Origin of the sequence: Massilia sp. Root133, from assembly GCF_001426525.1 — a bacterium.
GTDB classification, from domain to species: Bacteria; Pseudomonadota; Gammaproteobacteria; order Burkholderiales; family Burkholderiaceae_D; genus Telluria; species Telluria orientalis.
Genome location: NZ_LMEW01000001.1, coordinates 588,256 through 610,371, shown reverse-complemented (window position 1 = coordinate 610,371; position 22,116 = coordinate 588,256). Strand labels below are relative to the sequence as shown.

21 protein-coding genes are annotated in these 22,116 nt (G+C 61.7%); 9 read left to right on the top strand and 12 right to left on the bottom strand.

The window, feature by feature from the left end:
* The 4 genes from ASD28_RS32605 to dusA form a co-directional block, all read right to left on the bottom strand.
* Nucleotides 1-1,250, bottom strand: a protein-coding gene (locus ASD28_RS32605) for an IS3 family transposase (protein ID WP_229412373.1) whose coding sequence is annotated in 2 segments (ribosomal slippage) — nucleotides 1-771 and nucleotides 774-1,250 — 1,248 coding nt annotated over the 2 segments. Because the reading frame shifts where the segments join, the coding sequence is not laid out codon by codon here. This gene is flagged as partial in the annotation.
* A gap of 336 nt (nucleotides 1,251-1,586) precedes the next feature.
* The gene (locus tag ASD28_RS02745) at nucleotides 1,587-1,934 is read right to left on the bottom strand and encodes an energy transducer TonB (RefSeq protein ID WP_056123531.1); all 348 of its coding nucleotides are present in this window, start codon (nucleotides 1,932-1,934) and stop codon (nucleotides 1,587-1,589) included.
* A gap of 74 nt (nucleotides 1,935-2,008) precedes the next feature.
* Nucleotides 2,009-3,787: a methyl-accepting chemotaxis protein gene (locus ASD28_RS02740; RefSeq protein WP_229411865.1), complete on the bottom strand. Its 1,779-nt coding sequence runs from the start codon at nucleotides 3,785-3,787 to the stop codon at nucleotides 2,009-2,011.
* A 348-nt stretch (nucleotides 3,788-4,135) separates the two neighbouring features.
* Nucleotides 4,136-5,125: a tRNA dihydrouridine(20/20a) synthase DusA gene (dusA, locus tag ASD28_RS02735; RefSeq protein WP_056123524.1), complete on the bottom strand. Its 990-nt coding sequence runs from the start codon at nucleotides 5,123-5,125 to the stop codon at nucleotides 4,136-4,138.
* Nucleotides 5,126-5,339: 214 nt separating this feature from the next.
* Here dusA and ASD28_RS31565 point away from each other — a divergent pair, with 214 nt between their 5' ends.
* Nucleotides 5,340-5,750: a hypothetical protein gene (locus ASD28_RS31565; protein WP_156403641.1), complete on the top strand. Its 411-nt coding sequence runs from the start codon at nucleotides 5,340-5,342 to the stop codon at nucleotides 5,748-5,750.
* Here the strand turns inward: ASD28_RS31565 and arsA are convergent.
* Complete coding sequence (gene arsA, locus ASD28_RS02730) at nucleotides 5,744-7,780, bottom strand: arsenical pump-driving ATPase (RefSeq protein WP_082576995.1); 2,037 nt, start codon at nucleotides 7,778-7,780, stop codon at nucleotides 5,744-5,746. The genes ASD28_RS31565 and arsA overlap by 7 nt on opposite strands.
* 80 nt (nucleotides 7,781-7,860) lie before the next feature.
* Nucleotides 7,861-8,535 carry a class I SAM-dependent methyltransferase gene (locus tag ASD28_RS02725; protein ID WP_229411868.1) on the bottom strand — a complete coding sequence of 225 codons (675 nt, stop codon included), beginning with the start codon at nucleotides 8,533-8,535 and terminating at the stop codon, nucleotides 7,861-7,863.
* Nucleotides 8,536-8,638: 103 nt separating this feature from the next.
* Here ASD28_RS02725 and ASD28_RS02720 point away from each other — a divergent pair, with 103 nt between their 5' ends.
* Genes ASD28_RS02720 through ASD28_RS02695 form a run of 6 tightly spaced genes read left to right on the top strand, consistent with a single transcriptional unit; the run spans nucleotide 8,639 to nucleotide 13,949 of the window.
* On the top strand, nucleotides 8,639-8,944 hold the full coding sequence (locus ASD28_RS02720) for a metalloregulator ArsR/SmtB family transcription factor (protein WP_200948756.1): 306 nt from the start codon (nucleotides 8,639-8,641) through the stop codon (nucleotides 8,942-8,944).
* Nucleotides 8,934-9,365, top strand: a complete 432-nt coding sequence (locus tag ASD28_RS02715) for a YeeE/YedE family protein (RefSeq protein WP_056123518.1) — start codon at nucleotides 8,934-8,936, stop codon at nucleotides 9,363-9,365. The genes ASD28_RS02720 and ASD28_RS02715 overlap by 11 nt, the downstream gene beginning before the upstream one ends.
* A gap of 13 nt (nucleotides 9,366-9,378) precedes the next feature.
* Nucleotides 9,379-9,816: a DUF6691 family protein gene (locus ASD28_RS02710; RefSeq protein ID WP_056123510.1), complete on the top strand. Its 438-nt coding sequence runs from the start codon at nucleotides 9,379-9,381 to the stop codon at nucleotides 9,814-9,816.
* 13 nt (nucleotides 9,817-9,829) lie between these two features.
* Nucleotides 9,830-10,630, top strand: coding sequence for a sulfite exporter TauE/SafE family protein (locus tag ASD28_RS02705; RefSeq protein ID WP_056123508.1), 801 nt, complete (start codon nucleotides 9,830-9,832; stop codon nucleotides 10,628-10,630).
* 28 nt (nucleotides 10,631-10,658) lie between these two features.
* Nucleotides 10,659-11,360, top strand: coding sequence for an MBL fold metallo-hydrolase (locus ASD28_RS02700; RefSeq protein WP_056123506.1), 702 nt, complete (start codon nucleotides 10,659-10,661; stop codon nucleotides 11,358-11,360).
* Between the two features lie 42 nt (nucleotides 11,361-11,402).
* Nucleotides 11,403-13,949, top strand: a complete 2,547-nt coding sequence (locus ASD28_RS02695) for a cation-translocating P-type ATPase (protein ID WP_156403642.1) — start codon at nucleotides 11,403-11,405, stop codon at nucleotides 13,947-13,949.
* An 8-nt stretch (nucleotides 13,950-13,957) separates the two neighbouring features.
* Here ASD28_RS02695 and ASD28_RS02690 read toward each other — a convergent pair whose 3' ends face one another.
* From ASD28_RS02690 to ASD28_RS02670, 5 genes are all read right to left on the bottom strand, one after another.
* Nucleotides 13,958-14,926, bottom strand: a complete 969-nt coding sequence (locus ASD28_RS02690; RefSeq protein ID WP_307166932.1) for an FAD:protein FMN transferase — start codon at nucleotides 14,924-14,926, stop codon at nucleotides 13,958-13,960.
* Nucleotides 14,910-17,129, bottom strand: a complete 2,220-nt coding sequence (locus ASD28_RS02685) for a PepSY domain-containing protein (RefSeq protein WP_056123498.1) — start codon at nucleotides 17,127-17,129, stop codon at nucleotides 14,910-14,912. Before ASD28_RS02685 ends, ASD28_RS02690 begins: the two co-directional genes overlap by 17 nt.
* 10 nt (nucleotides 17,130-17,139) lie before the next feature.
* Nucleotides 17,140-17,610, bottom strand: coding sequence for a DUF2271 domain-containing protein (locus tag ASD28_RS02680; protein ID WP_229411870.1), 471 nt, complete (start codon nucleotides 17,608-17,610; stop codon nucleotides 17,140-17,142).
* 11 nt (nucleotides 17,611-17,621) lie between these two features.
* Entirely contained in the window at nucleotides 17,622-17,966 is a 345-nt protein-coding gene (locus ASD28_RS30810) for a PepSY domain-containing protein (protein ID WP_082576996.1), read from the bottom strand.
* Between the two features lie 240 nt (nucleotides 17,967-18,206).
* Nucleotides 18,207-18,749: a hypothetical protein gene (locus ASD28_RS02670; RefSeq protein WP_056123489.1), complete on the bottom strand. Its 543-nt coding sequence runs from the start codon at nucleotides 18,747-18,749 to the stop codon at nucleotides 18,207-18,209.
* A 98-nt stretch (nucleotides 18,750-18,847) separates the two neighbouring features.
* Here ASD28_RS02670 and ASD28_RS02665 point away from each other — a divergent pair, with 98 nt between their 5' ends.
* Nucleotides 18,848-19,522: a VIT family protein gene (locus tag ASD28_RS02665; RefSeq protein WP_229411872.1), complete on the top strand. Its 675-nt coding sequence runs from the start codon at nucleotides 18,848-18,850 to the stop codon at nucleotides 19,520-19,522.
* Between the two features lie 677 nt (nucleotides 19,523-20,199).
* On the opposite strand, the gene ASD28_RS02660 is transcribed toward ASD28_RS02665, so the two are convergent.
* A complete protein-coding gene (locus ASD28_RS02660; protein WP_229411874.1) occupies nucleotides 20,200-21,150 on the bottom strand; it encodes a LysR family transcriptional regulator in 951 nt (316 codons plus the stop codon).
* 100 nt (nucleotides 21,151-21,250) lie between these two features.
* On the opposite strand from ASD28_RS02660, the gene ASD28_RS02655 reads away from it, so the two are divergent.
* Nucleotides 21,251-22,102 carry a fumarylacetoacetate hydrolase family protein gene (locus tag ASD28_RS02655; protein ID WP_056123483.1) on the top strand — a complete coding sequence of 284 codons (852 nt, stop codon included), beginning with the start codon at nucleotides 21,251-21,253 and terminating at the stop codon, nucleotides 22,100-22,102.
* Nucleotides 22,103-22,116: the final 14 nt, after the last annotated feature.

Below are 22,116 nucleotides of genomic sequence, written 5' to 3'. Positions count from 1 at the left end.
TAATTCATCCACGCTGTCGAATCTGTTCAGGTAGAAAAACTCGGACTTGAGCACGCCGAAGAAGCTTTCCATCGCTGCGTTGTCGTGACAGTTGCCTTTGCGGGACATGCTCTGCACGAGTTGCCTCTCCCGTAGCTGACGCTGGTAAGCTGGCATCCGATATTGCCAGCCCTGATCGGAGTGAAGCATCGGTTTTTCATGCGGTTGCAGCTTGGCCAAGGCTTTATTGAGCATCGAGCTGACCATATCGAAGACGGGACGCCTRTTCGTTTCGAAGGCAATGATTTCACCGTTGTACAGGTCCAGTACTGGCGACAGGTACAACTTTTCACCCGCGACGTTAAACTCGGTCACGTCCGTCACCCATTTCTGATTGGCTGCYTCGGCCTTGAACTGGCGYTGTAGCTCATTCGGCGCGGTTTGCCCTACCTCGCCCTTGAACGAGCGGTACTTCTTCGGTCGTACAAGCGATTTCAGGCCAAGCACGCCCATCAGACGCTGAACCACCTTGTGATTGACCAGGTGCCCCGACTGCTTCACGACAGCCGTGATACGCCGGTAACCATAACGCCCCTTGTGACGCTCGAAGATGGCTTTGATCGCGGCTTTCAGCTCGCCGTACTTGTCGCCCTCATGTCGCAAACTCAGCCGGTAATAGAACGTGCTACGCGAGAGCTGCGCCAGCTTGAGCAGGCCAGCCATAGRGTAATGCTGCCTTAGTTCGTGCACTACTTGCGTTTTTTCGGCGACGCTTGCTTCGGCCGGGCCTGAACTAAGGCTTGCAACTTTTTTAGGTAAGCATTCTCCATGCGCAGGTAGTCCAGTTCGGCCAGCAATTCCTCCCTGGATCGCTTTTCATCGGAGGGCATATCAGGCTTTGCTGTCGGGACTGCCATTGCTGTGGGTCTTCCTCGTGGGCGTGGTTTCAATGCATCCAGTCCGCCGCTATGAAAGCTGCGCTCCCACACACTGAGAATGCCGGGATTGCGAATATCGAACTGCACGGCCGTCTGGCCGTATGACATCTCATTTTCCCACATGTGCCGCAAGACTGACAGTTTGAACTCGGCGCTGTAGTGGCTGAACTTCTTCTTGAAAGCCTCGCTGCCATGGGCGCGGAACCGCTCGACCCACCGCCTAACCATCGAGTGCGCCAACCCGTGCTTCAGCGCCAGCGTCTTGTATCCGCCTTGCTGGTCCAAGTATTGCTGAACTACAGAGAGCTTGAACCGCTCATCGTACTTCGTCATGAAAAAACCCCAAAAGTTGGTGTCCAACTTTTGGGGTTCAGTTCANCGCCTAACCATCGAGTGCGCCAACCCGTGCTTCAGCGCAGCGTCTTGTATCCGCCTTGCTGGTCCAAGTATTGCTGAACTACAGAGAGCTTGAACCGCTCATCGTACTTCGTCATGAAAAAACCCCAAAAGTTGGTGTCCAACTTTTGGGGTTCAGTTCACCGCGGGGACGCCCTTTTCGAGCTGTTGGATGCCGCCAGGCCCAGGTCTCGCGCGCACCCGGCCAAGATGCCGGGGACGCAGAGCCTCACCTGGGGCGCCGAGCCAGGCCGGCCGGCACCCGCCAGACGATCAGTCCAGCTTCCAGGCGTAGTCGACCTTGGTCCAGGTCTGGGCCGGTGCGCCATCCTTGGTGCCTGGCTTGAACTTGCAGGCCGACAGGCCCTTCATTGCAGCCTTGTCCAGGCCTTTGAAGCCGCTCGATTTCTCCAGCTTCGAATCGGCCACCGAACCGTCGGCGGCGACGAGGAAGGACATCGACGTGATGCCCTGCTCTTCGTTCATCAGCGACGCTTTCGGATATTCGACCTTGCATTTGGACGGATCGAACGTCGCCGGCGTTTCGCCTGCAAAAGCCGAACCAGCGATACCGGAGACCAGCAGAGCGACGAGGCTCACAGAAAATTTCTTATTGGACATTTTTATTACCCCCGAAAAACAAAGTTTTTTTTGATGCCGGTGCTCTCCACCGGCGCTGGACGAGCCGTCCTGGCTCAGAATTCTTCCCAATCGTCGCTGGCGGCTGCCGCTGCGACTTTTTTCGCGGTCGATGCCGGCGCATCCGCCGGACGTTCCTGCTGGGCCGGCTTCTTGGCCTTCGCGGCGGCCGGTTTCTTCAGCTGCGGCTTGGCGGCCGGGCGGACGACGACAGCGCGGCTGGCGGTGGCGGCGGCCGGCGCCGGTGCGTCCACGATGGCCTGCTCCTCGCCTTCGGCCAGCTTGAAGATGCTGACGACGCGCTGCAGTTCAGCGGCCTGGTCCTGCAGGCTCTGGAAGGCGGCGGCGGCTTCTTCGACCAGCGCGGCGTTCTGCTGCGTCATGCCGTCCATCTCGATGATCGACAGGTTGACCTGTTCGATGCCGGCGCTCTGTTCGGCGCTGGCGCTGGCGATGTCGCTCATGATGTCGGTCACGCGCTTGACGCTGGCAACGACCTCGTCCATCGTCTCGCCGGCCTCGCCGACGAGCTTGCTGCCGCGGCCGATCTTCTCGACGGAGTCGCCGATCAGCTGCTTAATTTCTTTCGCGGCCGCTGCGGAACGCTGGGCCAGGTTACGCACTTCCGAGGCGACGACGGCGAAGCCGCGACCCTGTTCACCGGCACGGGCTGCCTCGACGGCGGCGTTCAGTGCCAGGATGTTCGTCTGGAAGGCGATGCCGTCGATGACGCCGATGATGTCGGCGATCTTGCTTGCCGAGCTATTGATCTCGCCCATCGTGCCGACGACCTGCGACACCACGTCACCGCCCTTGCGTGCCACGTCCGATGCGGTGGCGGCCAGGTGATTCGCTTCGCGGGCATTGTCCGCGTTCTGCTTCACGGTCGACGTCAGTTCTTCCATCGCCGACGCAGTCTTCTCCAGCGAGCTGGCTTGCAGTTCGGTACGCGACGACAGGTCGGTGTTGCCGGCTGCGATTTCACGCGATGCGGTGGTGATGGTATGCGTGCCGCGACGGACCTGGCTGACGATGTCGACCAGGCTGTTGCGCATCTGTTTCATTTCGATCAGCAGGCTGCCGCGATCCGACGACTTGGTGTCGATGGCGATCGACAGGTCGCCTTCGGCGATGCTGCCGGCGATCTTGGCGGTGTAGTCCGGTTCGCCGCCCAGCTGCTTCAGCAGGCCGCGGGTGATGATGGTGGCAGCCAGGATGCCGAGTGTGACGGCCAGGGCCAGCAGCACGAGCATGAAATTACGGGCGCTGGCGAAGGCGGCTTCCGCGTCGACCTGGGACTGCGCGTTCAGCTTGTCTTCCAGCCTGCCCAGTTGGTCAAGCCCGTCCAGCCACTTCTTCTGGGCAGGACGGATTTCCTTGACCATCACGCGGGTGGCGTCCATCGCGTTATTGGCCAGGTAGAGTGCCGATGCCTTGGCGATGGCCGGCATGGCGGCGCCTTCGGCTTCTTTCACTTGGTTCAGCAGGGATTTTTCTTCAGGCAACGCTTCTTCAGAGAACTTAGCTGCCAGTTTTTGTTGCAGAGCATCGTATTTGGCAGTCTGTTCCTTGAAACGGTTCAGTTCCGGCTCCATGTCGGCCGGGTCCGTCATCAGGGTCAGGGTACGCAGCGAGGTGACGCGTTCGCTCACGTTGTTACGCATGTCGACGACCAGGCGGGTGACGACATTGTTGACATTCACGACGTGGTCGAGCCGGTTCTGGATCTGCGCCATGCGCAGGATGCCGACGACGGTAACGATAACCAGCAGCACGAGCACGAGGGCAAAACCCAGGCCCAGACGCACGCCGACCTTCATGTTTGCTAAGTTCATTCCTTATCTTCCCTGTTTCAAGTGATCAGACCCGCTCCGGAGTCTTTGTCTTTTGTTACGGAAAGTCCATCTTCCCGGTGGACTTACGTATTTCCGTCAGGATAAATCAAAACGACGATTTGCAGACAGAAAACATGCACCGCTGTAATTATGTTTCACCACAACAACAGGATTAGATGTCATGCAAGGAGAAGAGCCCAGATTATGGGTCTATTCTTGCTATAGGGCAAGGATAACGTTGCAAACGATTAAAAGTTTGCAACATTTTTTGTAGCGGATTTTGAACATCCCGGCCATTTTCATGCAACCGGGGTAGCAAAATAACTAAAAGTCAACCTTACGCGGCGCTTACGCGGCGAGGCGCAGTTTGCCGGCGGCTTCGAGGAGGAGATCGGGGTTGCCTGCGGCGAGGCGGCGGGAATCGGACAGCAACTGGCGATAGCCGCGCGCGCCCGGCAGGCCGGCCATCAGGCCCAGCATGTGGCGCGTGATGCTGTTCAGGCGCAGGCCCAGCGGACCGTAGCGCTCCAGCTCGGCGCGGATGTATGGAATCATGGCTTCCAGCACCTGCTCGCGCGTTTTCGGCGGGGTTGCGTCGCCATAGAAACGGGCGTCCCAGCCGGCCATCACGTAGGGATTATGGTATGCCTCGCGGCCGATCATGACGCCGTCCACGTGCTGCAGGTGCGTGGCGATCTCGTCGTCGGTCTTGATGCCGCCGTTGATGATGATCTCGAGGTCGGGGAATTCGCGCTTCAGCTGGTACGCGACTTCATAGCGCAGCGGCGGGATCTCGCGGTTTTCCTTGGGCGACAGCCCCTTCAGCACGGCATTGCGCGCGTGGACGATGAAGGTGCGGCAACCGGCGTCGGCGATGGTGCCAATGAAATCGCGCACGAAGCCATATTCTTCGTTGTGATCGATGCCGATACGGTGCTTGACGGTGACGTCGATGCTGACGGCGTCGCGCATCGCCTTCACGCAATCGGCGACGAGTTGCGGTTCCTGCATCAGGCAGGCGCCGAACGCCCCCTTCTGCACGCGCTCGGACGGGCAGCCGCAATTCAGGTTGATCTCGTCATAGCCCCACTGCTCCCCCAGCTTGGCGCTCTTGGCGAGGTCGGCGGGATCGCTGCCGCCCAGCTGCAGCGCGATGGGATGCTCGACGTCGTCGTAGCGCAGGTGGCGCTCGACGTCGCCATGGATCAGGGCGCCCGTCGTCACCATCTCTGTATACAACCAGGTGTGTTGCGTGATCTGGCGGTGGAAGACGCGGCAGTGGCGGTCCGTCCAGTCCATCATGGGTGCCGTACTTAAAGTTCGCTTGCGGTATTTCATCAATATCTCAAAATTACATTCGTGGCTGTTGACTTAATTCAAACTCAAATTAGTTATGAATGCATGGTTCAGTAGCCATCCAAAGACAGGATTATCCCGCATCGAGGTCTCTGCCGCCATCTCACGTTAAAGCATGCTGTCGCAATCCTTGCCCCGCCCGCGATGAAAGAGTATGTTAAGCGCACACCTCGACGTCAGAACAAGGAGCGCGAACATGTCAATCAAACGGCCCCGTTCTTTTCGAGTGATGCTTGGATTGCTCGCGACAGCGGGCCTTGTCGCGTGTGCCAGTCCTGACGGCGACCATGGTCGGCATCACGCGGATCAATCTGCAGAAACCGCTGGCAATGGCTTACCGGGTGGCCCCCAGTCGACTGGCGGAATGATGGGCGCCGGCATGACAGGAAGCAATGGCAGCTGCCCGATGACGGATTGCGGAAATGCCACCGCCTCTACGCAACGACAGCCGATGATGGATAAGGATGCGATGTGCGCCATGTACCGCGGCATGCGCGACGCTCCGACAGAGCAGGCTCGGCAAGCGATGATGGAACGGAACATGCAAGCGATGTCTCCCGAGATGCGCCTACAACATATGGAAATGATGCGGCAGCAATGTCAGTGAACCGACGCTGGCCGCCCGTCGTCAGCATCTTCCTTGTCCTGCGGTTTACTGACCAGCCTGGATAACTCGAGGTTGCCAACTGGTGGCGTAGTACGCCAGGGCACGACGAACAAACGCTCTGCCAATCCATCAGCCACGCGTCTCATCTGCTCGCGCTCGCCGGCCATCCGCGCCTGTAGAAGCGGGTCACGCGTGCCGGCAGCAAGTATGCTCTTGTTGATCACCCACGCATAGGGTTCGACGCCGGCGCGGCGCAAGTCGTCCTGTAACGCCACTGCTTGCGAAACGGGCGTCACTTCCGGCAAGGTCACCAGGATGATCTTTGTGTAGGTTCCATCTTGTAGCCGCATCAAGGGCGTGGTCACGCGTCCACTGCCAAGGCCCTCGAATTCGCGCAGCGTTTGCCGATGATAGGCACCGGTAGCATCCATCAACAGCAGGGAGTGCCCGGTTGGCGCCGTGTCGAGCACGACGAAGGCACTCCGGGCTTCGTTGACGATTTTCGAGAAGGCGTGAAAAACCGCTACTTCTTCGGTGCACGGCGAGCGCAAATCTTCCAGCAACAAGGCTTTTTCCTGCGCATTCAACCCCGACGATTTGCTTGCCATCACCTTGGCGATGTAGCGCTGGGTTTCAACCTTCGGGTCGATGCGATCGACATGCAGACCAGACACCTCCGCATCCAACGTGCCGGCAAGGTGCGCTGCCGGATCCGTGGTGCTGAGGTGGACGGTTTTCCCGCGTCGGATCAGACCGAGCGCCAAGGCGGCGGCCAGGGTCGTCTTGCCCACCCCGCCCTTACCCATCACCATGATCAAACCGTGTTCGGCAAGTGCCAGCTCGTCGGCCAACGCGTCCAGGCCGGGCAGCGGCTCGATGGGATCATTGGCGGCATTGCTCTTGATGGTCGGGCTCGCATTTGCCGTAAAAAGCGCACGCAAGGCAGCAAGCCCGACCGTGTCGAACGATCGCAGCGGCACCTGATCTTGCGGTAATGATTGCAGGCATGTCGGCATCTCATCCAATGCCCGCTGTTCCAGAGTCCAGATGGCAACCGCGACCATATCGTCGGGATCGCTGGCGTGGAACACCCCATTGATGACCAGACGCTGGTTGTTCAGGCCGAGCGTGTGCAATTCCTCCGACGTGCGCGCCGCCTCGGCAATCGCACTCTTGTCGGCGCGGGCGACCAGAATGATTGTCGTCCGGCCCGGATCGGTCAGGGCATCCATCGCAGCCTTGAAGCGTACTTCCTGCATCTTCAAGCCCGAATGCGGGCCAAGACAGGAGGCGCCACGATCGTTACCGGCCAGAAAACCGCTCCACGCCTGTGGCAGGCTGAGCAAGCGTAGCGTGTGCCCCGTCGGCGCCGTGTCGAACACGACATGGTCGTAGTCATCGGCTGCGTCGAACAGCAGGGAGGCAAATTCGTCGAACGAAGCGATCTCCGTAGTACAAGCGCCGGACAATTGTTCACGCACAGTTGCGCGGTCTGTATCGCTGGCGCTGGCGTCCATCTGTGCCAGGACCCGTCGGCGATACGATTCGGCGGCCGCGTCCGGGTCGATGTTCAGCACGGACAATCCCGGTGCGCCGGGCACCGGAGAGGGTTTGTTGCGAAGCTCGATGCCCAGCATTTCGTCGAGGTTCGATGCGGCGTCGGTACTGACGAGAAGCACCCTTTTTCCAGCATCGGCGAGCGCCAGCGCCGTCGCGGTCGACAGCGACGTCTTGCCGACGCCTCCTTTACCTGTAAAAAACAGGTGCCGGGTCGGCCTATCCAGGAAACCCGGCGTTTTCGCCTTGAGCCAGTTTGCCGCCTGATCGCGTGTTGGCATGCTGCCGCCGTGGACGAGCGCGCCATCGATGAGGATGGCTGGCGTCGCGGTCGCACCCAGCCGCTCGATGTCCTGCCTGTCCGTGACCTCTGCGATATCAATCGACACACCGGTAGCGCGAGCCATGTCTTCAAGTAGTGCAACGACGCGTTGGCACTTCTCGCGTTCGGTTTCCAAGACTTTGATTTTCATCAGCCTTTGCCTTTAGTAGAGTGAGACTAGAAAGACAAGCTTTGGCCAGCATACTCAACTGTCCGCGCGAGAACAACCTTTCAAGGAAGTGCAGACTTGCGCGCAACCATCCCAACGAGCGCCGAGAGGCCCGCATGGCGCTTCCCTTCGCCGAGTTCGGCCTCGTACTCTTCGAGCTCCAGGATCTCGAGCGATGCGAATGCCGCGCGCAGCATCTGCTCCGTATACAGATTATCGAGGACGCCCGGCCCGCCCGTGTTGTATTCCAACTGTTTTGGCGTATACCCCTGCAAGATGAGCAGCCCTCCCGGTTTGAGCGCGGCCGTCATTCCGGCGAAGATCCGGACGCGTAGCGCCGGATCGGCGAACTGGATGAAGATGGCGGCAATGACGTCGTAAGCATCCGGACTCCAGGACCACGTGGTGCAGTCCGCTACCTGGTAGTTGACCGACACCCGCGCATCGCGCGCGAGTCTGCGGGCCTTGGCAACGCCCGTCGACGATATGTCGAAGGCGTCCACGAGCAATCCTTGCCTGGCCAGCCAAACGCTGTTGCGCCCTTCGCCGTCCGCTACCAAGAGGGCACTCTGGCCAGCCTCCAGAAGAGGCGCATGCCTGGCGAGATAACTGTTTGGTTCGGTACCAAAAACGAATTCCGACGTGTCATAACGTTCGTCCCAGACTCTTGCCGCGTCCTCGAACCGGTTGCCCGTCATCTTGTCCCCTTTCATGAAAATCATCGCCGATGAAATCATTCTATTGAAATATATATCGTAAATCAATATAATATTCACGGCTATATTGAAATTGAGGAGTCAACCTGTGGCGCACGACCAAGACAAATTCAACCTGGAGGACATGCAGGCCGCCGCCGCACGGGCCTGCGCCTTGCTGAAGGTGCTCGGCAATCCGGACCGCTTATTGCTGCTGTGCCAGTTGACGCAGGGTGAGTTCTGCGTCAGCGATCTTGAATCCAAGCTCGGCATCCAGCAACCCACGCTTTCCCAGCAACTCGGTGTACTGCGCGAGGAGCAGCTGGTGAGTACCCGCCGTGAGGGCAAGCAGATTTACTACAGCCTCGCGAGCAAGGAAGCCACCGCGGTGCTGCAGGTGCTTTACCAACTGTACTGTGTCCAACCACTGGGAGAAGACAATGACGATTGACTGGACCCACTTTACCCCTTGGACAGCATTGGCCGGGGGGCTGCTGATCGGACTGGCCGCCTCGACATTCGTCCTGCTCAACGGCAGGATCGCCGGCATCAGCGGCATTCTCGGCGGTCTCCTGCGCCCGGTGCAGGGCGATATCGCCTGGCGCGTCGCTTTCCTGGCCGGGCTGGTGGCCGCTCCCCTGCTCTACGGCCTGTTCCGGACCTTGCCCGCCGCCCATATTGAAGCCGGCGACGGCACGCTCATCGCCGCCGGCCTACTGGTCGGCCTCGGCACCCGCTACGGGTCGGGATGCACCAGCGGCCACGGCGTGTGCGGCCTGTCCCGCCTGTCGCCGCGCTCGCTGGTCGCGACTGCCGCGTTCATGCTGGCAGGGTTTGTCACCGTGTTCGTCATACGGCACCTTGCCGCTTGAGGAGGAATAAATCATGCAAATCGTCAGCGCATTCATCGTCGGCTTGGTCTTCGGGATCGGGCTGATCGTCGCGGGCATGACCGATCCGGCCAAGGTCCAGGCGTTTCTCGACCTGGCGGGTAGCTGGGACCCGTCGCTGGCCTTCGTCATGGGCGGTGCGATCCTGGTCGCGCTCGTCGCCTTCCGCTTCGCCGGCACGCGTGAGCGCTCGATGCTGGGCGAGGCCATGCGCCTGCCGACCGTCAGCCGGATCGACCGCCGTCTCGTCCTGGGCAGCCTGGCATTCGGCGCCGGATGGGGACTGGCCGGTTTCTGCCCGGGCCCCGCACTGGCGTCGTTGGCCACGGGCGGGAGCAAGGTCCTGATCTTCACCGGCGCCATGCTGGCCGGGATGGTCGTGTTCGAATTCCTGGAGCGACGCGTCGCCGCGGCCAGGACGCGCGCCGCATAACCGGAGCCGTGCGATGCTGACTTCGCTGTTACTCGGACTGGCGGTCGGATTGATCCTGGCACTGACCGGGGCGGGCGGCGGCATCCTCGCGGTGCCGTTGCTGGTATTTGGCACCCATATCGGCGTGGCGCAGGCCGGACCGATCGGCCTCATGGCGGTCGGGATGGCGGCCGCCCTCGGCGCCCTCCTCGGCCTGCGCGCCGGGGTGGTGCGCTATCGCGCGGCACTCCTGATCGCCATGACGGGTATGCTGTTCTCCCCTGCCGGACTGTGGCTGGCGCACCGCATCGACAACCGCTGGCTCGGCGTGCTGTTCGCGCTGGTGCTGCTGTATGTCGCCTTGAACACGTTTCGCAAGACGCGCGCCGGCCATCTCGCTGCGGTAGAAGAAGCAGCACGCCGGCCGGTCTGCCAGCGCGGGGCGGGGACGGGCCGCTTCATCTGGACCCGTCCGTGCGCCCGCGCGCTCGCCCTGTCCGGCTCGATTGCCGGCCTGTTGTCCGGCTTGCTGGGCGTCGGCGGCGGCTTCGTGATGGTGCCGGCGCTGCAGCGCCATACCGACCTGGCGATGCAGTCGGCGGTGGCGACGTCGCTGGCCGTCATCGCGCTGATCTCGGCGGCCGGGGTCGCCACCAGCGCGGCCAGCGGCACGCTCGCGTGGGGCATCGCTCTACCATTCTCCGCCGGCGCGCTGGCAGGGATGCTCGGCGGCCGCACGCTGTCGGCGCGGCTGTCCGGCCCACATTTGCAAAGAGCCTTCGCCACGGTATCCGCCGTGGTCGCTGTCGGCATGATCGCCAAGACATTACTGTAAGCACCACACGACGCCCATGGAGTACGCCATGCATCTCAATCCAATTCAGCTGTTCGACACCGAGTCATCGACCTTCACCTATATTCTCTCGGCACCGGGAAGTCCCGAAGCGGTCATCGTCGATCCTGTCGACCGCCAGCTCGAGCGCGATCTGCGCCATCTCGAGAGGCTCGGCCTGAAGCTGGCCTACGTACTTGAAACGCACGCGCACGCCGACCACGTCACGTCGGCCGGCGAACTACGGGACCTGACCGGCGCCAAGGCGGCGGTGCCGAGTGGGTGCGGTATCGCGCCGGCCGAAATGCAACTCAACGACGGCGACGTTCTCACGTTCGGCAACGGTGAAATGATCGAGGTGATCCATACACCCGGCCATACCGCGGGCAGCATGAGCTATCTCTGGCGCGGCAATGTGTTCACCGGCGACACGCTGCTGATCGACGGGTGCGGACGCACCGACTTCCAGAGCGGCAGCGCCGACGCCCTGTACGACAGCGTAACCCGCAAGCTCTTCGCCCTGCCCGACGATGTGCGCGTCTGGCCAGGTCACGACTACAAGGGACAGTCGGTGTCGACGGTCGGCTGGGAGAAGCGCCACAACGCGCGTCTCGCCAACCGCAGCCGGGAAGAGTTCATTAAACTGATGGGAGAGCTGAATTTGCCGAAACCCAAACTGATCGACATCGCCGTCCCCGCCAACCAGAACCTCGGACTGCCTCACGGCGGGTGAGCCGACAGAAGAAACACCACCCCGATGGATCAAGGAGCTGACATGCGGCCTGCCCAGCCTTGCGGGCTCGACGACGAGGAAGCCGGACGACGACTGCGCGAACAAGGTCCGAATGAACTGCCCACATCGAAGCCGCGCAGCGTCCTGCGCCTGCTGCGCGACATTGTCTTCGAGCCGATGTTCCTGCTGCTGGTCGCCTGTGGCGCCATCTACATGGTATTGGGCGACCGCCAGGAAGCGTCGATGCTGCTGGGGTTCGTGTTTGTCGTGATGGGCATTACCTTTGTCCAGGAGCGCCGCACGGAACACTCTCTCGATGCATTGCGTGACCTGTCCAGTCCGCGGGCGCTCGTCTTGCGCGGAGACCAGGCTCGACGGATTCCGGGCCGCGAACTGGTGCGCGGCGACGTCGTTCTCCTCGCGGAAGGCGACCGGGTGCCGGCCGACATCCGGCTGCACGAATCGTCGAACTTGATGGTGGACGAATCAATGCTGACAGGCGAGTCGGTACCTGTCGCCAAGCGGGCGGCGTCCGACAGCGCGGCCCCGGACGACAATGCAAACGTCAACGTGTTTTCCGGAACCCTTGTCACCCAGGGCACGGCGCGCGGCGAAGTCGTCGCCACCGGCGAGCAAAGCGCCCTCGGCAGGATCGGAAGATCGCTTGCCGGCCTGGGCGGCAACAGTACACCCATCCAGGCCGAGACCCGCCATATCGTCAAGGTCGTGGCCCTGGCCGGTATGGCGCTGGCTGCGCTATTGACCCTCGGCTATGGCATCTTGCGCGCGGAGTGGCTGCACGCCCTGCTGGCGGGATTGACGCTGGCAATGGCGATCATTCCCGAGGAGTTGCCGGTTGTCCTGACGCTCTTCCTCGGACTCGGTGCCTGGCGCCTGTCCCGGCAAAGCGTTTTAGCCAGGAACATTCCCGCTGTCGAACTGCTCGGCGCCACGACAGTGCTGTGCGTCGACAAGACAGGGACGCTGACCACCAATCACATGGTGGTCCGCAAGCTCTGGTGCGACGGTACGGAATTTGACGTCGGGGGCGCACTGGATGCGCTATTTCCGGAAACCTTTCATGGCCTGCTGGAGTATGCCGTGCTGGCGAGCCACCGACGCGCCTTCGATCCGATGGAAACGGCCATCACGGAGGCGGGCAAGACGCTCCTTGCCGACACCGAGCATTTACACGGCGACTGGACGCTCGTCGACGACTATCCCCTGTCGCGCGAGATGCTGGCCATGACGCGGGTGTGGCAATCGCCGGACACCACCGAACGCATGATCGCGGCCAAGGGTGCGCCGGAGGCGATGGTCGATCTATGCCACCTGGACCCGGTACGCGGCGCGCGTATCGCGGATCAGGTCGCGCGCATGGCGGCCGACGGCCTGCGTGTGATCGGCGTAGCGAGGGCCGTGTTCGCGGCCCGCGATCTGCCGGAGAGCCAGCACGATTTCGATTTCCAATTCCTCGGCCTGGTCGGACTGGAAGACCCGGTGCGCGCCAACGTGCCCGACGCCATCGCCGAATGCCGCGCAGCCGGCATCCGCGTCGTGATGATCACCGGAGACCATCCGGCCACCGCATTGTCGATTGCGCGCCAGGCGGGCCTGCCTGCGAATGGCAACTTCATGACGGGAGCGGAGCTGGCCTCGCTCGGCGACGACGAACTCGGGATGCGCCTGGCGGCGACGGATATCTTCTGCCGCGTGATGCCTGAGCACAAGTTGCGGCTGGTGCAGGCGTTCCGGGCAAGCGGCGAAGTCGTTGCGATGACCGGCGACGGCGTCAACGATGCGCCGGCCCTGAAAGCGGCGAATATCGGGGTCGCGATGGGTGCGCGAGGCACCGACGTCGCGCGCGAGGCTGCCGGCCTCGTGCTTCTGGAGGACGATTTTTCCTCACTGGTCACGGCAGTACGCTATGGCCGTCGCATCTTCTCCAATCTGCGCAAGGCCATCGTGTTCGTGGTCGCCGTCCATGTGCCGATCGTCGGCCTGTCCATTCTGCCCGTCATGCTCGGGTGGCCGTTGGTGCTCCTGCCAGCCCATATCCTGTTCCTCCAGCTGATCATCGACCCGAGCTGCTCGCTCGTGTTCGAAGCGGAGGAGCCAGAACGGGATGCGATGCGTGGCAAGCCACGGCGTCCGGAAGACAGACTGTTCGACACGGCTGTGCTGATCAGGGGGCTATGGCAGGGAGCGGGTCTGCTGGCGTTACTTTGCGGGATGTACGCGTGGAGCCGCCATCACACGGGTTCCGACGATGCCGCCCGCGCGATGACCTTCACGGTACTGGTTCTTTCCAACATCGGACTCATCTATGTAAACCGTACCTGGGAAGGCGCCACGTGGCAACGCGAACATGCCGGGAACCGCTATTTCAACTGGATGGCCGTGTCGACGCTCGCCGTGCTCACCATCGTTCTCACGATTCCCGCCATCGCGCGCCTGTTCTCGTTCGTACGACCGCCGGCCGGGATACTGCCGATTGCCGCGGGGGCCGCGATCGTAGCCACGCTGTGGTTCGAGGTCGTGAAGACGGTACTTCGCAAGCGGCAAGGCGGCACTGCGCCGGCCGGGTGACGCCGATCTCATTGCAGCAAACGACCAGGAACCAGGATCTCCCGCAACCGGTCGTCCTCGCGCAGGACAAAAATCGCATCGATCCCGTTTGCCCTGGCAAGGACGACACCGTCCTGTTCACCAAGCACAAGCAGCGCCGTGGCCCAGGCGTCGGCCAGGACGCAAGTCGGCATGAGCACGGTGACCGCCGCGACGGCATTCGACAACGGCTGTCCGGATCGCGGATCCATCGTGTGTGCATACCGCTTCCCATCGACTTCGATCCAATGCCGATAATCGCCGGATGTTGCGATGGCTGCGTCAACGAGTTCCATGACACCGGAGACCTCGCGCTGGCCGAAGACCGGCTTCTCGACCGCGACAGCCCAAGCTTCCCCGCCGGGCTTGACGCCACGCGCCCGCATTTCGCCATCGATACCGACCAGGTAACGCTCGACACCCAGACGTTCGAGACAGCGCGCAAGCTCGTCGACGCCGTAGCCCTTGGCGATCCCCGACAGGTCCAACGTGACCGGATGCAGCTTGCGGACTCGCCGACGTGCGCGGTCCGTATCGAGGATTGCACCCGCTTGCGTGGGTCGCCGCGGATCCGGCGCGGGATCGTGCGCCGCGAACGACCGGGCCGATGGACCAAATCCCCACACGTCCACGAGTGCGCCAACACCCATGTCGAAGGCGCCATGCGATGCCTGGCCGACCCGCAGCCCGATGTCGAGTACCTCCATCAGCTCGAAGGGTATCGTCACCCAGGTGTTTTCGGGCGCGGCGTTCAGGCGGCACACATCGGACGTTGGTATCCAGGTCGACATTTGCAGATCCACCTTGTCGACGGCGGCTTGCAGCCGCGCGCCGATTGCCATCGCATCGATGGGCTCCGACGCATAAAAGATCGCCGTATAGCGCGTCCCCATCGTCTTGCCATTCAGGCTGTAGCGCCGCAAGGCGACATGGGACTGCTGTTCAGAAAACGTCTTCACGGTACCGTCCAGTCGTTCTGAGCGTTTGTACGCTCAGGTTCATGGGCGCCAGGATCTCGTCCAGAGCCATCCTCACGCTGTGCGCCATCGCACTGCTGCCGCAGACGAGAACCTGGCCACCGCCTCCAATCAACCTGCGCATGTTCTCGGCATCTTCCGTCAATCGCGTCTGCACGCGGACGCCATTGCCGACACGTGAAAATGCGGTGTGAAGCTGCGTGAGCCGGGCGTCGGCCAGATAATTCTTCAACTCCGGTTCATACAGGAAGTCCGATTCGGGATCCCGCCCTCCCCAGTACAAATACATGGGATATTTGCCGGTATTATTTCGAATAAAACCCGCGAGCGGGCCAATGCCGGTGCCGGCTCCGATCAGGATCACCGGCGACTTTCCGGACGCGGGACGGAACTGGGGATTCGGCTGGATGAACGCTTCAACACGGTCGCCAACCCGAAGACCGTGCAGATATGTGGAACACATGCCGCCCGGCTGCTTACGCACACAAATTTCGAGCACGCCGTTCCCGGAACCGCTCGCCAGTGAATAGAAGCGCGGCATGGCGCTACCGGGAGGAATGATGCCGGCCAGGTCCCCCGCCTCGAAATGCGGCAGTCGATCTCTCTTGAACAGCCTGTTCAACAGGCCCCCGGGGGCCGCAACGGAAGCGGCAACGAAACGCAGCACGACCGTCGGTTCGGATTCCTCCCGGCCATAATCGATCCGCTCCTGCAGGCATAACGGAAAGGTCTGCGGATGGACCGGCGTGTATTCCAGCTTCAGCCCGGTGCCAAGCATGTCGCCGGCCGCAACGCCCCAACGTGCGAATTCCTGCGACGATTGCCGGTTGATCGTGACCAGTTCGAGGGCCGGCTGGCAGCCATGCGCACGGAAAGCCGCATCGACGTCTTTGGCAAACTGGCAGAATTTCGGAAATTGCCGGTCACCGAAACCAAGCACGGCGAATCGGGTCGCCGGGTCAGGCGGGCGTTGAGCCAGCCGCGCCAGGAACTGGTCGGCGGATGAAGGCGCGCCGCCGTCGCCATAGGTCGCTGTCAGGACGAAGACCACGCGTGCGGGGCTGTCATGGAACGAGGCCTGGTTCATCGGCGCGGTGCACACCCGCCTTCCCGCCTCGCGCAGCGCATCGTGCAAAACGCGCGCAAATCCCCATGTACTGTTGTTCTCGCTGCCCACCAGGATCAGGATCTCCGCCGACCGCGCCCGACTGTTGCCTGACAGGCGCGGCTTCGCGCGCCGCCGCTGCCACCAGACAGTCGCGCCCGTCACCGCCATCCAGGGTGACGTCAATGCGCACACGCCCAGAATCAAACCGAACCACCAGAGACCTTCGCCCGTGTGCAAGCGGTAGAGCAACTCGTACGCCTCGCGCGTGCCGCTGTGCGCGCGAAAAGCGAGCAAGGCGCCGCTCGACGGGTCGACGTATCCGTCTCCCTGGACAGTTCGCAACGTGTAGACGGCCGCAGCGTCGCCGGGCTCCGGAAACACGAGTTCGCGCAGGTCGGCTACGTCGGTGGCGACCAGGGCAGGCAATCGTCCCACGGGCGCAGGTGGCCCACCCGACGTCGTCGACGGAAAATCGGGCTCGTCTTGCATGCCGTCGGAGACGAAGCCGAACGTCGCGGCCGACATGTACGTGCCCGTGATCGCCGATATCAACAGGCCCGCAATGGCTAGCCGTCCGACCTCGGCATGCCAGCGCTGGCTTCTGCTGCCGTGTAGAGGCCGCGCCAGCGCCCGCCAACCGCCGACGCGATGGACCAGCAGCATGAGTCCCGACACGCAGAGCACGAGCATCACGACCGCCGTCACGCCAGTTGCGATGCGGCCGGTCGTGTCGAGGAACAGCGATCTGTGCAACTGTTTAACCCATCGGAAGAACGCCGATGGGGTGTACGGCCGAATACGGTTGCCGCTCGCTGGATCGACCTGGTCTGCCCCGGCGCCGCTCCCGGTTTGGTAATACACGATGAGAGCGCCCGACGGCGTGCGTTGGATCTGTTCCGCGCCGGGATAGCGTGTCTGCACCCGCTCCGCCAGCCGGGCCACGTTAAGACCCGCCGGCAGGCTCGCTCCCATCCGCTCGGCGGCCGGATCGACCGACAGGATCGCACCCGTCACGCCCACGACGGCGATGAACAGCGCGGCGACAAGCCCCGGGAGCGAGTGAATCTTGCGTAACATACGTCCGCGGTTACAGATCGTAGCTGAAGGTATTGATATAGCCTCGGCCCTTGACCGCTTTTCCGCTGCCCTGTTTCGTCAGGGGCACACGCACTTCGGCAGGATTGTCCCGGCCGTCCTCGACAGCACTATCGATCCTGATTTCATAGCCGGCGTCGATCAGGACATCAGCGATTTCGACTGTGACCTTGAGTCCTTTGCCGCTGCCGACGCTGGCGCCTGTGATGCCGTCGAACTCGCGGGTATTGAGACCGCTACCCCGGGCCCATGCACTCATGTGCTTGTAGTATTTCGATTTCTTTCCCGCGACCCATAAGGTTTTCTTGTATTTTCCGGCAGCGTCGGTCAGATACACCGCCAGATAAGCCCCATTGCCGCCATAATTCTGCAATTGAGCGTTCAACGTTACCGGCTTGGCCCAAGCGGCAGTCGGAAGCGCGCACGCGCTCGCGATGCACATATATGTGGTTATTTTTTTCACGAAAGTTTCCTTTATCGGTCGTGCTTCGCCCCGAGGTTATGTCTTCTCCCAACCGGCGGGAGATATTCCGCCGTATCCGCCTCTTCTTGGAACTCGACTTCAAAACTGCGAATTTTCAGGGTAGCAGGAGAATATTTCGCTTTTACCTTATTGCCGTTGCGATCCACCGCCCTCACCTCATAACAACCGTCATCCACCTTGATGCGCTGTATGGTCCAACCGTTTTTTTCGGCCTCTTGCCGCAACGTATCACGTGGCTTCCACTGGTCAACCGGGTCCGTACAGTCGACATGGGCCGACGCCTTATCACTGCAGACCAGAGCAGTCAACACGACGAAAACTGGAAGTAATTTCATGATGGAGTGTCGGAGCGATACATAGATCGGACCTGCGATGACGACTCGACGGGGTGCCCGGGTAAAAGCGGAGAGAATATATCCAATGCCCGAAAGCGTCTGACAGCAAGCAGATAGCTCTGGAAAATATAGCCGAAAACGCTTATATCGACACAAATTTATCTTTTTGAAAATTGATGCAAATCAAAGCGCGATCCAAGATGAGTATTTTGCTTTCATAACAGGCAAATCAGTTACAAATCAGGCCTCGATAATCGAGACGCGTGCAAAGCGCAGGTTGTCGAAGACCCGGATTCGCCCTTTGAGCGGCCACCAGTCGTACAGGAAGATCTGCACCGGTCTCCACATTGCAACCCAACCGATGATCGTGAGGCTCTCGCGTACGATCGATTGGGTGGGGCTGGGAATAAGACCTCCCGCGACCTCTGCAAGGAATAAGCAAACACAAACGAAAGCCACACCGATTGCAAGACTCATCCGTCCCTGCCTTAATAACTGGCGCAGTTCATAACGCACCATCTCGGCCTTGTATCGGTAATAGTTGTGGATAGCATCAGAAACAAGTTCGCAGGCCTTTGCGGTGGACTCGATTTTTTCGACGAAAATAGTCAGTTGCAAACGGCTTTCGTGAGGCAAGGCCAACGCCCAGCTTTCAATGAATGCTTCACAACTGCGGTCGAGATCCTTGTTCAGGAGAGGTGATGGGTCGAGCGAATTGAATAACTGTTCGATCTCGCGGACGCGGAGTTCCAGGGTGTGAATCGGGTGCGGACCAGGAGGCATGAAGTCAGTTTAACCCAACTATCCACTCGCGCATGCCCCTGGCTTGCCATAAAATAAAGCCACCTCAACTACGGGTCGGAAGCATGAGACACCAGGAAATGCACCGTATCAAACACTTGGGGTGGTTGCGCGCCGCCGTCCTTGGGGCGAACGATGGCATCATTTCGACCTCCAGTCTCCTCGTCGGCGTTGCCGCAGCTCATGCGTCGCATAGCAATATGCTGTTGACCGGCTTCGCTGGACTCGTGGCCGGGAGCATGTCGATGGCGACGGGCGAATATGTCTCGGTCGCGTCTCAGGCCGACACGGAGAAAGCATCGATCGGCCAGGAAAAAAACGAACTGGCCAATGACCCGGAAGCGGAGCTGCGCGAATTGACCGCGATCTACGTGCAGCGGGGCCTGGAGGCGGATTTGGCCCGGCGCGTTGCCGCGCAACTCATGGCGCATGACGCTCTCGGCGCCCATGCCCGCGACGAACTGGGGATGTCCGAAGCCACGCAGGCACGCCCATTGCAGGCGGCCCTTGCCTCCGCATCGAGTTTTGCTGTCGGCGCCGCCATGCCATTGGCGATCACGGCATTGGCGCCAGCCGGGCTGCTCATTGCGGTGCTGGTCGTTGCCACACTTGTCGGGCTTGCCGGACTCGGGGCACTGGCGGCAAAGACTGGTGGCGCGCCCGCCATGCCGGCCGCGCTCCGCGTCACGTGCTGGAGCGCCCTCGCCATGGGTTCCACCGTGGCCATCGGCAGCGCATTCAGCGTCGGCTTATGACATCGCATGGCGCGGTTCGCCGTGTTGTCCGTCCTGCTCCCGCGGAGGCTGTCCCACTGCCAGGGGCCGTTTCGAGAAATGGCTTAGTCGTAAGACTACAGTACGTGACTGTCGAGCTGTAAACGCGCCTGCGCGGCCAGCGCGTCGAGCCGTGCGGTCAGGGCCGCCAGTGCCGCGGACGAGTTGACTTAGAACCGCATGACCGATGTCCGCTCCTGCATTGACATCACCGCGGTGGCAAGGCAGCCAGCGATTTTTCTCATGAGGCGTTATTAAATAAACTGTTTATATCGATCGGCAATCAGCACATGCGCAGTGCCAAGCATGCAAACCGAACAGCCGCGACGTCGGGGCATATCTGAACCAACGACTTACGCCGACCGTAGCGGCCGGACACACAACCGAGGTTCCCCGGAGTCCGACGTAAGGGCTCGGGCACGGCTTCGACCACGAATGCCTTGGCAGTGTCGAACGCCGCCTTCGCACGGGCCGTTCGTCTTCGCGAAAACCAATTGCTACAAATTTGCTACAGCTGCCCCATTCCTCACTCTATAAACAGCGCTTCCTCGGTCCAGTCCATCATCGGGGCAACACTTAACGTTCTCTTGCGGTATTTCATACTATCCAGGCTCGGCACCGAGACCGGTCAGTATATACGACGCCCCTCGAACCTGTCTTCACCCGACACTGACCGGCATGCCGCCAACCTGTGCCTCGTTCGCGATTTCCCTGACGAGCTGCATCACCGTCTTGCCCGCGAGCGTCAACGGTCCCTGCTGGGACACCGCCAACGCGATATGACGCAGCAGCTGCGGCTCGACGATCGCGCTGGACTGGAGCTGGAGGGACCGGGTTGCGCCGGAAATAGCATACGGCCCCAGCAGTGCATACATGCCGCCATTGCTCACGATCCGCGTCTGTAACGCGAGCGAATCGACCTCGGCCACGACATTCAGCGCGATCCCATGCTCGGCCGCGACATGGTCGAGCCTGTCGCGCCATGAGTTCGGCCGGCAGAACATTACGAGAGGCAGCCGGTTCAACGACCGGAAAGCGACGGTCGGTGCGCCCGTCAACGCATCGCCGGGCGGGCCGACGAGGTACGTCTCCACTTCGGACAGGTAGACGTCGCCATGGTTGGGGGTCGCGCTGTGCCGGTACAGCAGTGCCAGGTCGACGTCGCCATTCTCGAGCCAGGTTTCCAGCTGCGCCCCCTGCCCTTCCCGGATCGTCAACTGGATCAGCGGGAACTGCTCCTTCAGCCGGTAATACAGCGTCGTGACGAACGGATGGGCCGTCGACGGCAGGATCCCGAGCCGGACCGCGCCGACGGGCGTGTCCGCCGTCGCGCGGATATCGTTCGTCAGCTGGTCGGTGTCGGCAATCCACCTGCGGATGCGCGGTGCGATCCGGCGCCCGAGCTCCGTCAGCACGACGCCACGTCCCGTACGAACGAACAACCGCCCCCCGCACTCGCGCTCCAGCTCGGTGATCTGCCGGCTGATGTGCGGCTGCGTCGTCCCGTAGGCCGTCGCTGCTTTCGTCAGGCTTCCCAGCTCGCTCACGACGATGAACAGCTTCCAGGCCCCGTAATGGATGGCGTCTTCTTGGTATGCGTTTTTAGGCATGTCTGAAATGTCTGACTGATGGCTTCCGGCATAGCCTAGCACGGCCTAGACTCGATTTGCCAATCTGAATCGACTAACAACACAACGGAGGAGATACGGGATGAAACTCGTGGCTTACCAATACGAAGGCAAGGCCGGCTACGGCGTGCTGTCCGGCGACCGGATCGCCGCCCCGGGCAAGGATTTCCTGGAACGCTATCCGGACATCCGTTCCGTCCTGGACGGCGGCGCGCTGCCCAAACTGCAGGAAGTCGTGACCAGTGCACCGGCCACGCTGGCCCTGGCGGACGTTGAACTGCTGCCGCCGCTCGCCAACCCGCGCAAGATCTTCTGCGTCGGCCTGAACTACAAATCGCACGTCGCCGAGACGAAGCGTCCGGATGCCGAGCACCCGGCGATCTTCGTGCGCTTCGCGGACTCCCTCATCGCCGACGGCGCGCCGCTGCGCTACCCGAGCGGCAAATCGGAAAAATTCGACTTCGAGGGCGAACTCGCCGTCGTCATCGGCAAGGGCGGCAGCGACATCGCCGAGGCGGATGCAATGGCCCATATCGCCGGCTATGCCTGCTTCAACGACGCCACCGTGCGCGACTGGCAACGCCACACGCACCAGTGGACGCCCGGGAAGAACTTTCCTGGCACCGGCGCCTTCGGCCCGGCGCTGGTCACGGCAGACGAGATCGCCGACATCACGCAATCCGTGCTGACGACCCGGCTGAACGGCGCCGTCATGCAACAGGCGCCGCTGTCGGACCTGATCTTCACGCTGCCCGTCATCATTTCGTATCTGTCGACGTTCACCCCCCTCTCCCCCGGCGACGTGATCGCGACGGGCACCCCGGGCGGCGTCGGCGACCGCCGCGAGCCGCCGCTGTACATGAAGCCGGGCGACACGGTCGAGGTCGAGATCAGCGGCATCGGACTGCTGAAGAACACCGTCAAGGCTCTCTGAGCCCATCGAAGCAA